General features: G+C 29.6%; 12 protein-coding genes. 1 reads left to right on the forward strand and 11 read right to left on the reverse strand.

The window, feature by feature from the left end; genetic code table 11:
* Window positions 1-10 precede the first annotated feature (10 nt).
* Together GQF29_RS07710 and GQF29_RS07715 are read right to left on the reverse strand one after the other, a co-directional pair.
* Window positions 11-1,213 (reverse strand): class I SAM-dependent rRNA methyltransferase, encoded by a 1,203-nt coding sequence (locus GQF29_RS07710; protein WP_054689409.1) that lies wholly within the window; start codon window positions 1,211-1,213, stop codon window positions 11-13.
* 196 nt (window positions 1,214-1,409) lie between these two features.
* Window positions 1,410-1,784 (reverse strand): hypothetical protein, encoded by a 375-nt coding sequence (locus GQF29_RS07715; RefSeq protein WP_008789114.1) that lies wholly within the window; start codon window positions 1,782-1,784, stop codon window positions 1,410-1,412.
* Window positions 1,785-2,130: 346 nt separating this feature from the next.
* Here GQF29_RS07715 and GQF29_RS07720 point away from each other — a divergent pair, with 346 nt between their 5' ends.
* Window positions 2,131-3,402, forward strand: a complete 1,272-nt coding sequence (locus GQF29_RS07720; protein ID WP_008790900.1) for an IS110 family RNA-guided transposase — start codon at window positions 2,131-2,133, stop codon at window positions 3,400-3,402.
* 255 nt (window positions 3,403-3,657) lie between these two features.
* Here GQF29_RS07720 and GQF29_RS07725 read toward each other — a convergent pair whose 3' ends face one another.
* The 9 genes from GQF29_RS07725 to GQF29_RS07770 form a co-directional block, all read right to left on the reverse strand.
* On the reverse strand, window positions 3,658-4,977 hold the full coding sequence (locus GQF29_RS07725; RefSeq protein ID WP_160340773.1) for a leucine-rich repeat protein: 1,320 nt from the start codon (window positions 4,975-4,977) through the stop codon (window positions 3,658-3,660).
* 307 nt (window positions 4,978-5,284) lie between these two features.
* A complete protein-coding gene (locus GQF29_RS07730) occupies window positions 5,285-6,034 on the reverse strand; it encodes an EFR1 family ferrodoxin (RefSeq protein WP_008789111.1) in 750 nt (249 codons plus the stop codon).
* Between the two features lie 10 nt (window positions 6,035-6,044).
* Window positions 6,045-6,389, reverse strand: coding sequence for an ArsR/SmtB family transcription factor (locus GQF29_RS07735; protein WP_008789110.1), 345 nt, complete (start codon window positions 6,387-6,389; stop codon window positions 6,045-6,047).
* Window positions 6,390-6,398: 9 nt separating this feature from the next.
* Entirely contained in the window at window positions 6,399-7,172 is a 774-nt protein-coding gene (locus tag GQF29_RS07740; protein WP_054688733.1) for a nitroreductase family protein, read from the reverse strand.
* 179 nt (window positions 7,173-7,351) lie between these two features.
* Window positions 7,352-9,613 (reverse strand): bifunctional diguanylate cyclase/phosphodiesterase, encoded by a 2,262-nt coding sequence (locus tag GQF29_RS07745; protein WP_008789108.1) that lies wholly within the window; start codon window positions 9,611-9,613, stop codon window positions 7,352-7,354.
* A 26-nt stretch (window positions 9,614-9,639) separates the two neighbouring features.
* Complete coding sequence (locus GQF29_RS07750) at window positions 9,640-12,357, reverse strand: sensor domain-containing diguanylate cyclase (RefSeq protein WP_008789107.1); 2,718 nt, start codon at window positions 12,355-12,357, stop codon at window positions 9,640-9,642.
* A gap of 490 nt (window positions 12,358-12,847) precedes the next feature.
* Window positions 12,848-13,231: a PAS domain-containing protein gene (locus GQF29_RS07755; protein WP_008789106.1), complete on the reverse strand. Its 384-nt coding sequence runs from the start codon at window positions 13,229-13,231 to the stop codon at window positions 12,848-12,850.
* Window positions 13,232-13,356: 125 nt separating this feature from the next.
* Window positions 13,357-14,928: a tetratricopeptide repeat-containing diguanylate cyclase gene (locus GQF29_RS07760; RefSeq protein WP_181987823.1), complete on the reverse strand. Its 1,572-nt coding sequence runs from the start codon at window positions 14,926-14,928 to the stop codon at window positions 13,357-13,359.
* Between the two features lie 204 nt (window positions 14,929-15,132).
* Window positions 15,133-16,515 (reverse strand): sensor domain-containing diguanylate cyclase, encoded by a 1,383-nt coding sequence (locus GQF29_RS07770; RefSeq protein WP_008789103.1) that lies wholly within the window; start codon window positions 16,513-16,515, stop codon window positions 15,133-15,135.
* Between the last annotated feature and the right edge of the window lie 320 nt (window positions 16,516-16,835).

Genomic DNA, 16,835 nt, shown 5'->3' on the forward strand with positions numbered 1-16,835 from the left:
TTTAAATATACTAAATAATCTGGAAAATATAAAACTTTAAATAAGATGTTTCTTCCATTGTCCAAAGAATAGGATGATCATGATTTTGTTGTGTCACAGATACCTGTTTTAGAGTCACTCCGCTTTCAAGAGCAGATTCACGCAACATCTTTTCAAAATTATCAGTTTCCATAAAACGTGAACAACTACATGTGATGAGATATCCACCTCTACCTAATAATTTCATAGCTTTCATATTAATTTTTTTATATCCATTATAAGCATGATCAATTGTTCTTCTTGATTTTGTAAATGCAGGTGGATCTAAGACAATAATATCATACTGCCCGACTTTACATTTATCTAAATAATCAAAAACATCATCTTTTATAAACCTCATTTTATTCTCCAAATGATTTAATTTAGCATTTTCATAGGCCTGGTTCAAAGCAGTTTGAGAAACATCAACTGCGTGTACTTCTTTTGCTTTACCATATGCAGCATTTAATGCAAAACCTCCTGTATGACTAAAACAATCCAATACTTTTTTACCATGTGCCATTTTTCTTAATAAAACTCTATTGGCTTTCTGATCTAAAAAATATCCTGTCTTTTGACCATTTTCTACATCAACATGTAATAAAATTCCATTTTCATTGATAATTGTTGTTGTTGGTAAATGAGCATTTCTCCAAAAACCTTTTTCTAATGACAACCCTTCTTTTGCCCTTATCTTTATATCATTTCTTTCATAAATCCCTTTGATATCTTGCCCATCTTCATTTAAAACTTCAAGCAACAGTTCATAAATCATGTCTTTTATAACATCTAATCCATATGAACTCACTTGTGTGACCAAAATGTCATTATATCTATCAACAGTTAATCCTGGCAGCTGATCTGCCTCACCAAAAATAAGTCTACAATTCTCAATATTATCTAGTTCTAGTGTCTTACGAAAATCATATGCAAATTGGATTCTTTTCTTAAAAAAATCTCTATCAATGATTTCATCACTTTTCTTTGATAAAATACGAACAGTAATATGACTATTCTTAGAAATAAAACCTGTTCCCATATATCTTCCTCTAGTTGTCATAATATCTACCAATGATCCATTTTCAATTGTTTCATCAATATCAACTGCATTGTTTTTATACATCCACATTTGACCATTATCTAACCACTTCTCTCCCTCTTCGGAAAGAATAATTTTAGGATATTTTCTATTCATTCATTAACCTCGCTATTATTTTCTATTTTTTCATATTTTACTATACTTCTCATATATTCACAAACACTTTATAATTATACTTATAAATAAAAAGAGTAAACCACTGTATGAACTGCCCCCAAAAACTTAGACCAAAAATCTAACAGATTGGAGGCAGTTCATGTATCATTTTACTCTTTTCATGACTATTATCAAATTAATCTTTTTTCATCAAATAAAGTAAATCATCTTTCTTTTCAAGAATTGCAGCAACAGCTTGGCATGCAGCACAATCGCAATACTTTGCACCTTGAGCCTTTATTTCCTTCGCATGTTCTAAAATACTTTTAGCAGTTTCAACTCCAAAGTGTTTTATACCATACTCAGATCCAGCAAAATCTATCAAGCCATCAATAGTTCCAATATCTTCTTCTAACTCAGCAATATACTTTTCTGTTTCAATACCTTCATCTTCTGTTCCAATAGCGTCCAACCATGATTGAGCAGCTTCTTTTGCTTCATTACAACAAGATGATGCATTCATTAATTCATGTGTTTTTTCAATCACATAGTCTAGCACTTCTTTTTCCATAATTAATCTCCTCGTATAATATATTTTGTAAAGATGACTAGTCATCTTTACAAGTTTATTTCAATATTGGATTTTCCTAAGTTATAATAGAGTTACTAGTCACTCTATTATTGGAATTTATTCTAATTCTCCTTGAAGTATCTTCATGATATCTTCTATAGAAAGTCTGTTTCTCAACTTTAGAATGTCTCTGCTTACCGAATGTTGTTTGTTCAATACTTTTGTGATACGTAGCCTTTGATCTGTATTGTTCTATTCTTATGGCGAGGTCGCATCATGTCTAAAGAACGGAGGTCTTTCCAATATTTTGTTTCTAGTTTTATCTTTTTTGAAAGGTGGTGATCCCATGAACACTCTCTTTGTAGGTATTGATGTTTCAACCAAAAATAATCAAGTCTGTGCTGTTAACTTTAATCAGGATGTTTTCTTTAATCTCTCTTTTCCAAATAACCCTGATGGATGTGATCTTCTCATTACATCTGTCTTGGCTTTTGTTGATAAAGAAAAGTTCGATTCCATCATCATCGTTACTGAATCAACTTCTATATATGACTATCATATTTGTGCTTATCTTTCATCTCAGCTTTCGATTGTCGGCACTTCTGTCATCATATATTCTGTTAATGCCAAATCCATTGCCAATTATAAGAAGTCTTATATTGAAATGGAAAAAACTGATCTGGGTGATGCTTTTTTGATTGCAGATTTTGCTCGTGTTGGTCGCTGTAAAAAGCTTCGTCCCTTTAAAGCTGCTCAACATATCGCTCTTAAACGTCTCACTCGTGAACGTTATCATTTAGCTGAGCAGCTTATTAGAGAAAAGAATTACGTTCTCAACAATATCTATTTAAAGGTTTCTGGTCTTATGACCCTTCCTCATAAGGATTTGCCTTTCAGTGATAATTTTTCTGCTTCCAACACGAAATTTTTAACTGATTATGCTTCCCCTTTTGATTTGGCTGAAAAACCTTTGGATGAAATCATTGAATATTTCAAATCTGCTTCTCAAAACAGATGTGATGATTATGGTAAAATTGCTTCTCTTTTTGATAAAGCGATTCGTTCTTCCTATAGACTTGATAAAACTGCATATGACCCTATAACTATCTCAATTACTGCTTCTATCAACCTGATTCAATGCATTGAATCTCAAATCAAGATGGTTGATAAGGCCATTGAGAAGGAAATGAAAGGTCTTTATCCTAACGGATATCAATCTCTGATGTCTATAACAGGTATCGGACCTGTCTTTGCAGCAGGTATACTTTCTGAAATTGGTGATATTTCCTATTTCAAAAGTGATGCTTCATTGGCTAAATATGCCGGTTTCCATTGGAAGAAGAATGACTCGGGCAATTTTATTGCTGATGAAAAACATTCAGCGAATTCATGTAATAAATATTTAAAATATTACATAACTCAATCCACACAGATGTCAGTGATGCATGGCTTTGATTATACGACTTCTTTTTATCGTAAGAAGTATAACGAAGCCTCTACACACAAGCATCGTAGAGCACTCGTCCTTACATCAAGAAAACTAGTTCGTTTAATTTATGTCTTGCTACGTGACAGTAAATTATACGTTTCTGTGTCTCATGACACAGTCATTGAGTAATTTGTCAATTTCATAAATTTTTTCATACTTCTTTTTAGTGTACTCTTTTTTAGATGATGGTTTTTGATTTATCTAAAAAAGATTTTATTTATTTTCTTGACATTTTACCGAATGACTTTCTCTCTTTCTCATTTATATATATTATAATATATATGTTTCATTCTTTCAAACGAAAGTACTGATTAATCAGTATGTTGTATTAATGATCTGCAAATTCACCAATATGAATACCATCAACAAAGCTTATATCATATTTTAAATGTTTTTCTTTTTAAAAATAACAATACCAAAAGCTAAAAGAGATAAAACTGTAAAAAAAATATATAAATGAGTATTGGTACTATCTGATGTGTTAATGTTATTGTTTGTATTAGATGGTTTTGTAACAATTATAGTATTTTCATCTATTTCAGTTAAATGAGAATTTGATTCATCCCATTTTGCATATAAAGTCATATCTGATGTTACCTTTGAAGTTGTAAAGTTCCATGGATTAGTTAAAGCACTATCACTGTACCAGCCTGCAAAGGAAAAGCCATCTTTAATTGGTTGAACAGGAATACTTTTTATAGTATCTTCAAATAAAACTGTTTCACTTGGTATACTTGCTGGATTTCCACCATTTGTATTATAATCTACAATATTTGCATAAAACACCTTGAATGAACTATTGGGATAATCTAATATAGCATTTGCTCCTCTAGAGTCTATGACATCTTTTGTAAGCGGAAATATAATTCTACCTTTCCATCCTGAAAATGCATTTGCTATATTTGGAATACCATTTTGGGAACGAATCTCTTCAATGCCAGTTCCAATATAAAAATCTCCATGATTACTCGCGTCTGCTTGCCTTGCAAACACTTGTTGATCAATAATACGAACTGAATTAGGAAGCTGTACATTTTTTAGACTTTGATTCATAAATGCATTTGCCCCTATGACCTCTAGACCTTCTTTAAATATAATGTCATTAAGGGCTCCTTGTTTTGTCCAAGAGTAAAAACATGAATTCGGTATCTCAGTCAAGTTACTAGATAACACAACCTTTTCAATAGATTCACATTGTTTAAAAGCACTTTCCCCCAATGTTGATACTGAATCAGGTAATATAACCTCTTTTAATTGAGTACAATTTAAAAAGGCTTGTCCTTCTATTCTATCAAGTCCATTTGGAAAATCAATGTATGAAATATCTTGATTATAAAATGCAGAATTGCCTATGGATTTTAATGTTGATGGTAATGTTATAGAAAGAACTTTCTTATTAATTCTAGCATAATTAAAGGCATCATCGCCTATGACTTTCACTGGAATGCCACCAATTGTATCTGGAATTATAACTGTTCCAGCAGAACCCTTATATTTTGTGATAGTTCCTGTAGAAGAACTAAAATCAAAATCCGTTTCTGGATTAGGTGTATTTTTGCTATGACTAACTGTTTCTGTATCATCATGAGATATTGGTATTGTAGATTTCTCTTTTGTAGCTAATGTTCCCTGAATCAATACATTAAAGGACATAATTACTACCAAACAACAAGCTGATACTTTCAATAAAACTTTTTTTCTCATATATTACCTTTCCTCTCTTTGTCGTCTATATAGTGTATATTTAAATTATAAGTCCTTGTGTAAATGTTGAGTTCTGATGAGACTTTATACAACCTTCGTAAACATTGAGTTTATAATTGTTAACTTTTAAAAACCTTGTAATAATACGTTAAATAGGATAAAATATTAGTAAATATATGGGAATATAGTGGTAAAATTATAAGTTCGTAAAAGTTAACATTTACGAACTTATATTTATATTAAAAATAAAACGGAGAAATGATAAATAAGATATCAAGCCTCCGTTTTTATATAATACTTTTAATTGTTATTTTGGACAAACATATCGAATTCTGTCTTTTGTCTTCTTTCCATATTCAATTGCACCTTTTGGACAGCGAGAAATACAAGCCATACAATGCGTGCAATGATTTCCCCATATAGGTTGACCCTCTATAAGTTTTATATTACTTAAAGGACAGAGTTTTTCACATTTGCCACATGAGATACAATTATCATTTCCATAGAATTTTTTAGCTTGTACAAATAAAGGATAAAAAAGATCATTAACAATTCCACTACTTACTTTGTCCTTTAGTGTTATTGATGATTCAGGGAATGACTTATTTTCTTTAATATAGTAAACACTCTTTAAAACACAACGATATGCTTGTTCCAAAATTTCAGGAATTAATTCTGGAGAAGTTGTATCATAAAGTGCAATATAATTTTCTGGCATAATGATTTGTGTGCAACCTTTATATTGAAGTCCTTTATCTTGACACCATTCTTTAAGATAGTATCCTGCATTTCCTTTTGAACCTGCACAAGTCATCACAAAATAAATATCTTTATTTCCATGAAGTGGTGTTTTCTTTAACCATTCATTTACTATGCGTGGGATTCTCCACGCATATGTAGGTGCAACAATGATCCATGGTTTGGAAGATTTTAAAGCTGTGTAGTCTTGAGTACGTATTTTATCAAATAGATTAAGTACATCATCATGTATTTCTTTACTAATGATATGAGCAACATACTGACTATTACCAGTACCCGAAAAATATAAAATCATCATTTATTCCTCCCTATTTTTTAATATGCAAAACGCCTTCATATATAAGTTCAACCAAATCAACAATTTCCTTCCAACGTGTTTCATCTCCACTTATATAATAAAAGTTTTTCGTTCCTTCTTTTCTCATATTTACAATTCCAGCTTCTTTCAGTATCTGTAAATGGTGAGATACTGATGGTCTTGTTAAATGAGCTTTTTTAGCTATTTCTCCAACACGTATACCTGATAAATCACTCTGTAATAAAACAAGTAAAATAACTTGCCTTGTTTCATCTCCTATTGCTATGAGTGCTTTTTGACATTCCTTAAATCCATAAGTAATTTGTTCTAATCTTTCTTGACATTCTTTTTCCATATATTCACCTCATAAAAATTTAATGTCGCTCTTTTCTCTTTGCACACTTCTCTGATATTTAACTTTAGGATAACCTAAAACCAAGGTTGTTATAACTTTTTTCCCTTTTGGTAATTCCAAAATTCTTTTAATTTGCCATGAATGATTTGCTGCCATTGAAAAAAAACCACTATATAAAACACCTAAACCATTTGCTTCTGCAACGAATTCCATATTTTGAGCAGCCAATGCACCATTAATTGGATCTTTTGAGGCAATGACTATTGCTATAGGAGCTTCAAAAAAGAAGAAATCATCAGTTATATTCGTTCTTTTTATCATAGAGCTGAATAGATTTGCAAATGGCTTTATTCTTCTAAAGAGTTGAACTGCCATTCTTTCTACTCTTGACTTTTCTTTATCTAATACTATCATTGAAATATCCTGCATATTTTTGGCTGTGTGTGTGAGCCTTCCTGCTTCTACAATTTGCTCTAACACTGATTGTGGAATATTTTTCTTTTGAAATTGCCTAATTGTTCTTCGAAAACGTATTGTATTTAAAATATCATTGGGATTTAAGTTTACATCCTTCTCCCTTATTATAGGATGATCTGTGTAGCCACTTATAATAACTGCATTTTTTGGACAAATAGCAACACAATGACCACACATTATACACTCTTTATCAATAATTGCTGCTTTCTTGTCTTTGAATTCAATGTTATGTGCAGGACAATCTTTTATACACATTTGACATCCTATACACTTTTCCTTGTTAATTATAACTTCATGTTTGCTCATAGTCTCATCTCTTTCGTTAATCTTCATTAACCATTATAGCAAAATAAGTTCATAATGTTACATCGGTAAAGAAACTTGTTACCATTAGCTTAAAATGTTTATTCATATTTTCATTTATATCAAAAAATATCCTCATTCACAGATTTAATTTTATCTTCTGTTTCAAAGGATATTTTTATTTAATGATTTACATCAATAATGGCAAGATCTTTATTATATTTTTCTTCAAATTCACTTATAGGCATTGGTTTTGCAAAAACATATCCTTGAATAATATCGCATTGCATCTTTTGTAGACTCTCAACCTGAGGGATTGTTTCAATTCCCTCAGCAACAGTTTCCATATCTAATTTCTTTGCCAATTCAATGACACTTTGAACAACATCATTGCTGCGTTTTGTAGCTTCATTGACAAAGAAAATGCGATCAAGCTTTAATATGTCTACAGGCACCTCTTTTAAAACATTAAGTGAAGAATAACCACTTCCAAAATCATCCATTGAACATAGAAACCCCATATTATGAATATCATCAATAATATCTTTAAGCAAGGATAGATTCTCAAAAACAATTGTTTCAGTTAATTCTATTTCTAATAGTTCTGGTGGTACATTGTATTTTTTTTGAATTACACTATATTCTTTTAAAAACCCTTGTTTATTTAAGTGATTACGTGAAAGATTAACAGAAATTCTTCGAAGTGGCTTTTCTTCATCAATCCATCTACGTAATAATTTACACACTTCTTCAAAAACATATTGATCCAACTTTAAAATAAAGCCATTCTCTTCAAATAATGGTATAAAATCATTTGGATAAATCATTCCTTTCGTTGGATGTATCCAACGAACTAAGGCTTCTGCACCTATAACCTTGCCTGTTTTTAAACATACCTTTGGTTGAAGATAAACTTCAAACTCATGATTTTCTAATGCTTTTTCCATTGAATTTTCAATTTCTTTTTCTTTGATCATATTAAGTCTTTCTAATTCTTCATAAAAAAGATTATTGCAAAGTAACTGTCCATTTTGTTTATTTTTCTTTCGTGCCGCATTAGCACGGTCATGAATAGTAATCATTGTATCATCTTTTTGTGTTACAATATACGTTCCACAAATAATGGGTATAAAATAAGGAATTTCTCGTTCCTTATTAAATTCATTAATATCTGTTGCTATCTTTGTTAAACGTTCAGATATTTCTTCTTTATCAATTGTCTTAAAGATAATATCAAAGTTATCAGCATTAATTCTTGATACTGATTCCTTATCATTTAAGTTTTTCTTTATACAATGATATACGTGATTAAGGACCCTATTTCCTTCATAACTGCCAAATGAGTCATTAATTAATTTAAACTTCTTTAAATCAAGTGTAATAAAAGAGAAAGGTTCAAAATGATTCATCAATTCATCTATTTCTATTTTTAATCGTGGCTGTGTAAACCCAAGAGTAATGGGATCAACAAAAGCAATATTATAAATTTCTTGATTCTTATTCTTCGTTACCCACCATATCATTATAAACAAACAAATGAACAACACTGATACACTGCCTGCCACTGTTAAAACAGATTGAAATATATATGAACTAATGAGAGTATTATAAATGTCAGGTGGAACAATAGATAAGAGATACCAATTCCCCTCATCTAAAGCTGTATATATCAAAGCTCGCTCCTCATTATCACCAATTGTAAATTCAATTTCACCATCTTTCCCATCTAAAAGATTCTTTTTCATAGATTCTAAATGATAGCCATCACTCACTTTTCCTTGCTCTTCTAATGAAGTAAAGAAGTTATCTCCTTTAAGTGCTGAGTTAGAATTTGCTGAATACAATATGAAATTCCCATTTTTTGATACTATATGCGAGAATCCTGTTCCATCAAATGTATCTGTATTTAATAATAACCTCATTGTATCACTGGGCATCCATCCAACAAGTACATTTTTTTCATTATTTTCCTGATATGGTACTGCATAAAGTGTCCCCTTTTCACCTTGTGAATTTTCTACGATTTCTTCACTTACTACAGATTGACCTTGTAAAACCTCTTGAATAATCTGTAAATTATTTAGATGAACACCTTGATCATTTGTAGTCCTTATAACTCCTTCAGATGAGACAATGCCTATCCATTCATAAGCACTGTCAGCTAATATTTCCTTAATATAACTCTCTTGCTTTTCTTTATTTAAATATCTTAAAGAACGCCCTATGGTCGTTAATTTATCAATATTCATATCTATTCCTTGATTCACCTTATAGGAAGTCTGTTGTGAAATCTCTGATAAATATCTATTGACTTCATTATTGGCTATATCCGAACCACGCTTAATGAGCAATGAACAAAGTAATGCTATGACACTAATAATGATTAAAAAAGCAAGAATTCCCTTAGTCTTTAATTTATTTTCCAGTAAATCTGTTTTCTTCATATTCTATCCTCTTTATATTTTCCCATTTATTTCATATACTTCCATTCGTACTCAATCATTGGTATAGGTTTACTAAACAAAAAACCTTGAACTGTTCTAATTCCACATTCTTTTAATACATTTAATTGTTCTTTATTTTCAACACCTTCAGCAATAAGTTTAATATTCATTTTTGTACAAACATCAACCATAGACTCAATAACAGTTCTGGTGTTTTTATTAGATACAACATCTGATATAAAACTTTTATCTATTTTGAGAATATCAAATTGAGCTGTTGCTAAAAGAGCAAGATTCGAGCTTTCAATACCAAAATCATCAACTGAAACAATAAATCCTGCTGATCTAATTTGAGTAATTCGTTCTTTTACTTCTTTATAATTTGTGGTAAACATATTTTCAGTAATCTCTACTTCTAAATATTTTTTAGGAACATCATATAGTTCTACTGTTGTTTCGAGTCTTTCTAAAAAATCAGATTTCATAAAGGTACTTCTTGAGAAATGACTTGATATTGGAAATAATTTTTTATTTGCATTTTTCCACTCTTGTAATTGCTGACATATTTTCTCAAATACAAAAAAATCTATCTTATCAATTTGATGAGAATCCTCTAATATAGAAATAAATTTATCAGGTGACTGTATAAATTGAGAATCATCTTTGTATTTTATTAATGCATCTGCTCCGACTAACTCACAACTTTTAACATCTATTTTTGCCTGCAAATATACATGAAATTGTCCTTGAGATATTTTCAAATCAAGAATATCTGGATTCGATAAATATTGTAAAGTTTTATCATGTCTATAGCGTCCTGTTGTTTTATGCGTTGAATAATATTCTTGCTTATTTGAATACATTAATTCATCTGCGCGCTTTATTATATTTTGAATATCTTGACTATCTTTTGTCCACTGAACTCCAATAGCAACTCGGCATTGACTGCTCATAAAGTTATTTTTCATCTTTTGGACATTATATTCAAACTCCTCTTTACTTATTTTCATATATATAACCACAAACTCATCTCCACCAATACGATAAAGATATTTTGAAGTCGAACTTCTTTTTATAATTTCTGCACATGCTTTTAATAACTTATCCCCAGCATCATGACCAAAATTGTCATTTGTTTCTTTTAAACCATTAACATCTAAATAGATAACTCCAACTGATTCATGCTGATGGCTCATATCTGCAACATCTTGAATAAAACAATTCCTATTATAAAATGATGTCAATTTATCTAAATGACTCAACTCAAATAATGTTTTTTCATTTTCATTTCTTTCCATTGTTAATGCAATAAAATACTGTACTGTTCGTAAGAAAGGAACAGCCATTTTTGACATATTTAACGGTTGATTATCTAAACCAATACAACCATTTAAGTGTCCATCTTTCTCTAAAGGAACCCATGTTAAGTTTCTAATACCTTGTTGAGCAAGAAAGTCATAACCTGATGGCAATTTGTTTTTTAACTCCCTAATATCATCAATAACGATATCTTTATGTTCTTCAAGTTCGCTTACCCAAACTTCATAACCAGTTAAAGGTATATCTTGTAGACTATCAATCTGTGGTTCAACACCTTCTCTACACCATTCAGCAAGATTAGAAAAATGATTATTATGAAACAGGAGAATATATGCACGATCAGCTAAAAATAATTCACCAATTTGTTTTAAAATATTTGACATAGCCATGTTAATATCACGGTTATGATAAAGTTCACGAATACATTCTAAACGAATGTTATCTCTTTTCAGTCTTTGTTTTAATTCTTTTTTCTCATTATTAGCTTCTGTAATATCAAAAGCGATTTCCATTCTTGCAATTCGTCCATCCCATTCAATCAATCGATCTTTCAACAGATAATGTTTCTTTAATAGAGGATTTGTATATTCCCAGGAATGTGTTTCATCCATTTTTAAAAGTGAACTTGTACAAAATGGACAAGGTTCATCAAATCCCTGTATAACTTTATAACATTTTAAACTTTTTTGAGTATCATCAACTTGGAATATTCTTTTACCAGCATCATTTATAAATAATAATTCATATGTATCTATATCTGAAACATACATCATTTCTGATATTTCATTCATAGGTGCAAGCAATTGCTGAGCACGCCTTGCTAATTGTTCACTTTTTCTGATATTTTCATTTTCAATCTCTATAATTCTTTGTTGGCGCCTCTGCTGATAATACGTGAAAATAGTACATCCACCTGCCATGACTATGAATACAGAATTCATGATGAGCAGTAAATTTCTTGCACTCTGCACTCTTTCTTCTATATAGTTTTCAGCTACAAGTACAGTATTATCTGCTAATTCAAAATAGTCTTCACTCATTTCAAATAAAGTTTGATTATCTAAACCAGATCTATACTTATGTATTTCTGTTTTCAAGTGATTCCAATCATTTTTCATTTCTACTAATAACGATTGAAATTGTTGACTTTCAAGTTTTATTAAATCAAATTCATCACTTCCATTTGATAGTCCATCTAAAATCTTATCTAAATGTTTAATAAGATTATCATCAGGTTCATGATTTAATTCCTTTTTTACGAGCCTTTGTGTAGCACCACGCACAATACCAATATAGTTAACAACCCTTGCATTCCCTTGTAAATCATCAATTAATTGGATTGATAGAAATGCTGTAAATGCTAAGGAGGTACATAGAATAACTGGAACTAATATTGCTCCTACTTTCGATAGTGTTTTTTTCATACTTTGCCTCCTGATATTTATCATTTTCTATATCTACCACACAATTGCTGATCATTTTTTATGAATGAATACTCGTCTTTAGACATTAAAAATTGCAACTTTATATTTGCAATACCTTGCTCATATATATGTTTATCATATCATAATTTAAATTCAAATGAAATCATTTGCACTTGAATATAACAATATTATAGCTTCAAAAAAGACTTATATGATTATAAGTCTCCTACCAAAACATAATTTTAATGAACACCCTTGAACCAGATTTTTTTAACAATATTGACCAAATGTTATTAAACATTTATCATTTTGACAATTGCGTTCTACTATAATCATCAAATGAATAATATCATACTGGCTACTTTCTGTTCATCTTTTTGAATGATATAAGTTTAACGCTAATACTGTCTGTAAATACCACTATGTTTTATATAAATACTTGCGTGCCTATGAAGATTGAATAACCTAACTTATTTCTAGTTATTTGATTTCATTGTTTATTTTTCCAATACTCATATATTGGTATATGAGGAGTATCCTTAGTCCAAGAAACCTCATGTCTTTCATAATACCCTATGACATCACCATCTGAATTTCTAACAGGAACAAAGAACTCTCTTTCACCAGTTTTTTCATTAAGAATTTCAAACATTTCATTCTCTCCAGCATCTGCCCTTCTTAGAAACTCTTCAATTTTTTCTTTAGAATTTTTATTATGACAATTAAAAAGACTTTTACCTACTTGAACGCGATCCCCATATCTTTGCTTTGCTGTTTTATTCATATAACATACAGTATGATTTCTATCTACAAATATAATTTCATAAACATAAGCATCTAAAATCCCATATAAAATTTCCTTTGTTATTTGCATATTTCCACGCTCCTTTATAAATTGATTTTACCTAGTTCATGATCATTACATTTCCTAAAGATATGAATTATGCAAATGAATAAGAATTTCTTATATTAGTTTCAATTTGCACCTTCTCAATCAATTCATTTTTTATTCAGTGTAACTAACCTACGTAATTTCTTATGTTGATACAGTTGTTCATCAGCTTGTTTTATTAAAGCCTGAATATCAATCTTTTGACCTGTACAAATAGCATAGCCATAAGATAATGTTAAAATACAATCTGTCTTTGATCCTTTATGGGGAATTTCTTTAAACTTTATATCATTTATTAAACTATCCATGATTTCACAAACGTTTTCTTCTGATTGGTCAATAAATATTACTGTGAATTCATCACCACCATAACGATAAAAGCGAACAATTCCTTCTCTGTTGTATTTATTCATGCATTTTCCAACTTCTATCAATGCCTGATCACCCATTTGGTGTCCATAAATATCATTGTATTGTTTGAAATAATCAATATCTATCATTGCCACTGCTACAGATGATTTGTTTTGCAGTGTTTGATTAATTATATCATTATTAAAACAACGACGATTAAAAACTTGAGTTAAATCGTCAGTATTCATTAATTTTTCAAGCTGTTCATTTTCTTTTTCTAATGAAACTTGTCGCTCTTTTGTCCTATATAGTTCAATGGTTGCAGAAAGACCACCACTATTATCTACCATATCAATATCTTCAATTGTAAGAATAATGTTATAAAATTCTTGATATGCCTTCAATAGTTCCTCTTGTGTTCCAAATTTTTCATAATAACTGATAATCAGTTTTTGTAGTTCTCTTTTTGATTTAATTTCAGCATCATCTTGAATTTCATTCAAAATATTTAATATTTTATTTGAATATTTCTGATTATTTATTTCAAGCATAATTGAACAAATGTTTTTTAATACTTGATATACGAGAAGTCGATTTTCTACTTTTTTCTGTTCATTCAGTATCTCATCCATTATAGTATTCAAAGAAGTATTATTCTGAGAATGGATATTCATTAATTTACAGAATAGATACAATAGTTGCATTCCTTCAACAAATTCATTTTCTTTTAATCTCTCAAAAAGTTTAAGATGCTCATGCAACTTCTCTTTCTGCTTCAATTTGTATTCACAATTACACAAATTAGACAAAACAACAGCCTTAGAATAACCTGTATTCATATTCATATTATCCAATAAATGATAACATTTATCATAGTAATAGATAGCTTCTAAATAGTTACATTTCATATCAAAACATGTTGCTATGTTATTATATGCACTTGAAATTAACATCTGATTCTGACACTCTTCGGATGCATCAAGTGACTTTAAATAATATTCTAGAGCCTTAATTTCTTCATAATTAGCATTATAATACATCCCATAAAAATTATATATTCTAGCCAATAATTCTATGTAATGTTTTGACTCACAAAGTTTCCTTGCACGCTCTAAATAAATGAAACATTTTTTATTTTTCTTAGAAGCCAAATAAAAATCACTAATAAAAGTATATGAAAAAGCCAGTGCATATAAATCATTTGTTAATTTTGCTTTTTCTGATAAAATCATACAGAGTTCATATTGTTTCTTTAAATCAATAAGACGTATCTTTATAATTTCTTCTTGTAATTCTTTTAGGCTCCAGTTTTCAATATACTTATCCATAAATATCTTCTCCTACTATTCATTTTAATTATAAATCTTTTTTGAACTATTTCGCAGTCATTTTCCTATTTTTAGAAGACTCTATAGACCTTTTTTAACTTCTATACATTCCAAAGTGATTGTAAACGAGATAGACTGATTAGCATTATTTCATTAAAACAAAGAAAGATATAAGACTCCCTAAAATTATACATCAAACTTGCATTAATCAAAGTTTTTAACAACATCTATTCCATAACACGTGTTACCAGGCCCTTTCCTTTTAGCTTGATACATTGCCATATCTGAAATATACAAAAGTTCTTTCATAGTCGTAGCATCTTCTCCATAGCAGGCAACACCAATGCTAACATCACATTTGACTTTAGTTTTATTCAGTAACCATGTTTTTTCAAAACGATTGTGAATAAACCTTGAAAGATTAGTAATATTCATTCTTGTCATACCTTTTCCATGAATTATAGCTACAAATTCATCTCCACCTTTACGATATACACAATCCTTAAGCATTGGTATTCCTTTAAAGAATTGACTAAGTTCAATCAGAAAATTATCTCCTGCATCATGTCCATAGGTATCATTTATGGCTTTAAATCCATCTATATCAAAAAACAAAAGAAACATCTTCTCATATTCTTCTATATGCTCAATGATTTGTTCGCCATCTCTTAATAATTTTCTATGATTTGGCAGACTCGTTAATTCATCATAATTTGCCATATATTGAATAAGTTCCTCTTTTTGCTTATTATCTGTAATATTAGCACTACTAACTACGTGGGCAAGACGTCCATCTGTCCAATAAAAAGCAGAACTAAATACTCGAAACCAAGATCCATCGAAAGCACGCTGATAATCCCATGTATAAACAGATGATGGTTTTTCATTTCCATCTATGATATGTTTCTGAGGACAAAAGTCACATGGTCCAGTTTGACCTGGAAAGAGTACTTCCCAACATTTTCTTCCTTCAAAAACTTCTTTTCCACCATAAGGTATTGCCATTGATTTATTTACATAAAGAATATCATGTGTATAAAAATCATTTACATAGATATCAATACCAGTACTATCCATAATGCTCTCATAAGTTGCTTGCATTAATTTGACTTTATTTTCACCAATTCTTGTAATTATATATCGAGATATAAGCCCTGTCATAATAAACAAATGACGCTTTTCTTGACTATTTAATTCCCTACTCTCATTATTACCTGTAAACACAAGAAATCCTTGCGATTCAGTATTAGTTAATGGAACAATAATCAGATTCTCTGTATGAAAAACATCTAGTATATTAATTTCTGTAGAAGGTTTATAAGTCACTCTCGTAATAAAATGCATTGATTGATCTACTTTCCCAGGTATTTTAGAAATAGTGTACGAAACTCTATCAGGTAGATTAAATCCATTACTATATGTTTCTTTTTTATAAAAAAAGCGTATATCATCTGTTTCATATACAGCTCCGCTTGTAAATGAGAAACGATGACATATAATAGACAAAGCAATTTCTATTGTACGCTCATCAATTTCATTATCAATTAATAAATCTGTCAATTGATTTATATCTTCATCTTTATCCATTTTCCTTACCTCTTTTTGATAATCCATTATATTCATTTATAAGTGCAACAAATTATAAATAATTACAATATATTCCTATATATTCTCTATTATATCATATGTTTAGATATATATAATTAAAAATTTTTAATTTTATTATTATGAAATAACACTATTTCCTCGTTTAATAACTGTTAGATTTATTTTTTATTAAATTCTTCATATTTCATAAATATTATGACTTTTCATTCTTTGAACTTCTTTCTTCCTCAATAAAAATAAACTTACTTAACTACAAAATCATATAATGAAATCATGAGCACAGTTTTTTATTAATTTTC

Origin of the sequence: Coprobacillus cateniformis (assembly GCF_009767585.1) — a bacterium.
GTDB classification, from domain to species: domain Bacteria; phylum Bacillota_I; class Bacilli_A; order Erysipelotrichales; family Coprobacillaceae; genus Coprobacillus; species Coprobacillus cateniformis.

What these genes read in the sequence shown, in the direction of transcription:
- GQF29_RS07710 (WP_054689409.1), bottom strand. Translation starts at nt 1,213, where the DNA reads ATGAATAGAAAATATCCTAAAATTATTCTTTCCGAAGAGGGAGAGAAG.
- GQF29_RS07715 (WP_008789114.1), bottom strand. Translation starts at nt 1,784, where the DNA reads ATGGAAAAAGAAGTGCTAGACTATGTGATTGAAAAAACACATGAATTA.
- GQF29_RS07720 (WP_008790900.1), top strand. Translation starts at nt 2,131, where the DNA reads ATGAACACTCTCTTTGTAGGTATTGATGTTTCAACCAAAAATAATCAA.
- GQF29_RS07725 (WP_160340773.1), bottom strand. Translation starts at nt 4,977, where the DNA reads ATGAGAAAAAAAGTTTTATTGAAAGTATCAGCTTGTTGTTTGGTAGTA.
- GQF29_RS07730 (WP_008789111.1), bottom strand. Translation starts at nt 6,034, where the DNA reads ATGATGATTTTATATTTTTCGGGTACTGGTAATAGTCAGTATGTTGCT.
- GQF29_RS07735 (WP_008789110.1), bottom strand. Translation starts at nt 6,389, where the DNA reads ATGGAAAAAGAATGTCAAGAAAGATTAGAACAAATTACTTATGGATTT.
- GQF29_RS07740 (WP_054688733.1), bottom strand. Translation starts at nt 7,172, where the DNA reads ATGAGCAAACATGAAGTTATAATTAACAAGGAAAAGTGTATAGGATGT.
- GQF29_RS07745 (WP_008789108.1), bottom strand. Translation starts at nt 9,613, where the DNA reads ATGAAGAAAACAGATTTACTGGAAAATAAATTAAAGACTAAGGGAATT.
- GQF29_RS07750 (WP_008789107.1), bottom strand. Translation starts at nt 12,357, where the DNA reads ATGAAAAAAACACTATCGAAAGTAGGAGCAATATTAGTTCCAGTTATT.
- GQF29_RS07755 (WP_008789106.1), bottom strand. Translation starts at nt 13,231, where the DNA reads ATGCAAATAACAAAGGAAATTTTATATGGGATTTTAGATGCTTATGTT.
- GQF29_RS07760 (WP_181987823.1), bottom strand. Translation starts at nt 14,928, where the DNA reads ATGGATAAGTATATTGAAAACTGGAGCCTAAAAGAATTACAAGAAGAA.
- GQF29_RS07770 (WP_008789103.1), bottom strand. Translation starts at nt 16,515, where the DNA reads ATGGATAAAGATGAAGATATAAATCAATTGACAGATTTATTAATTGAT.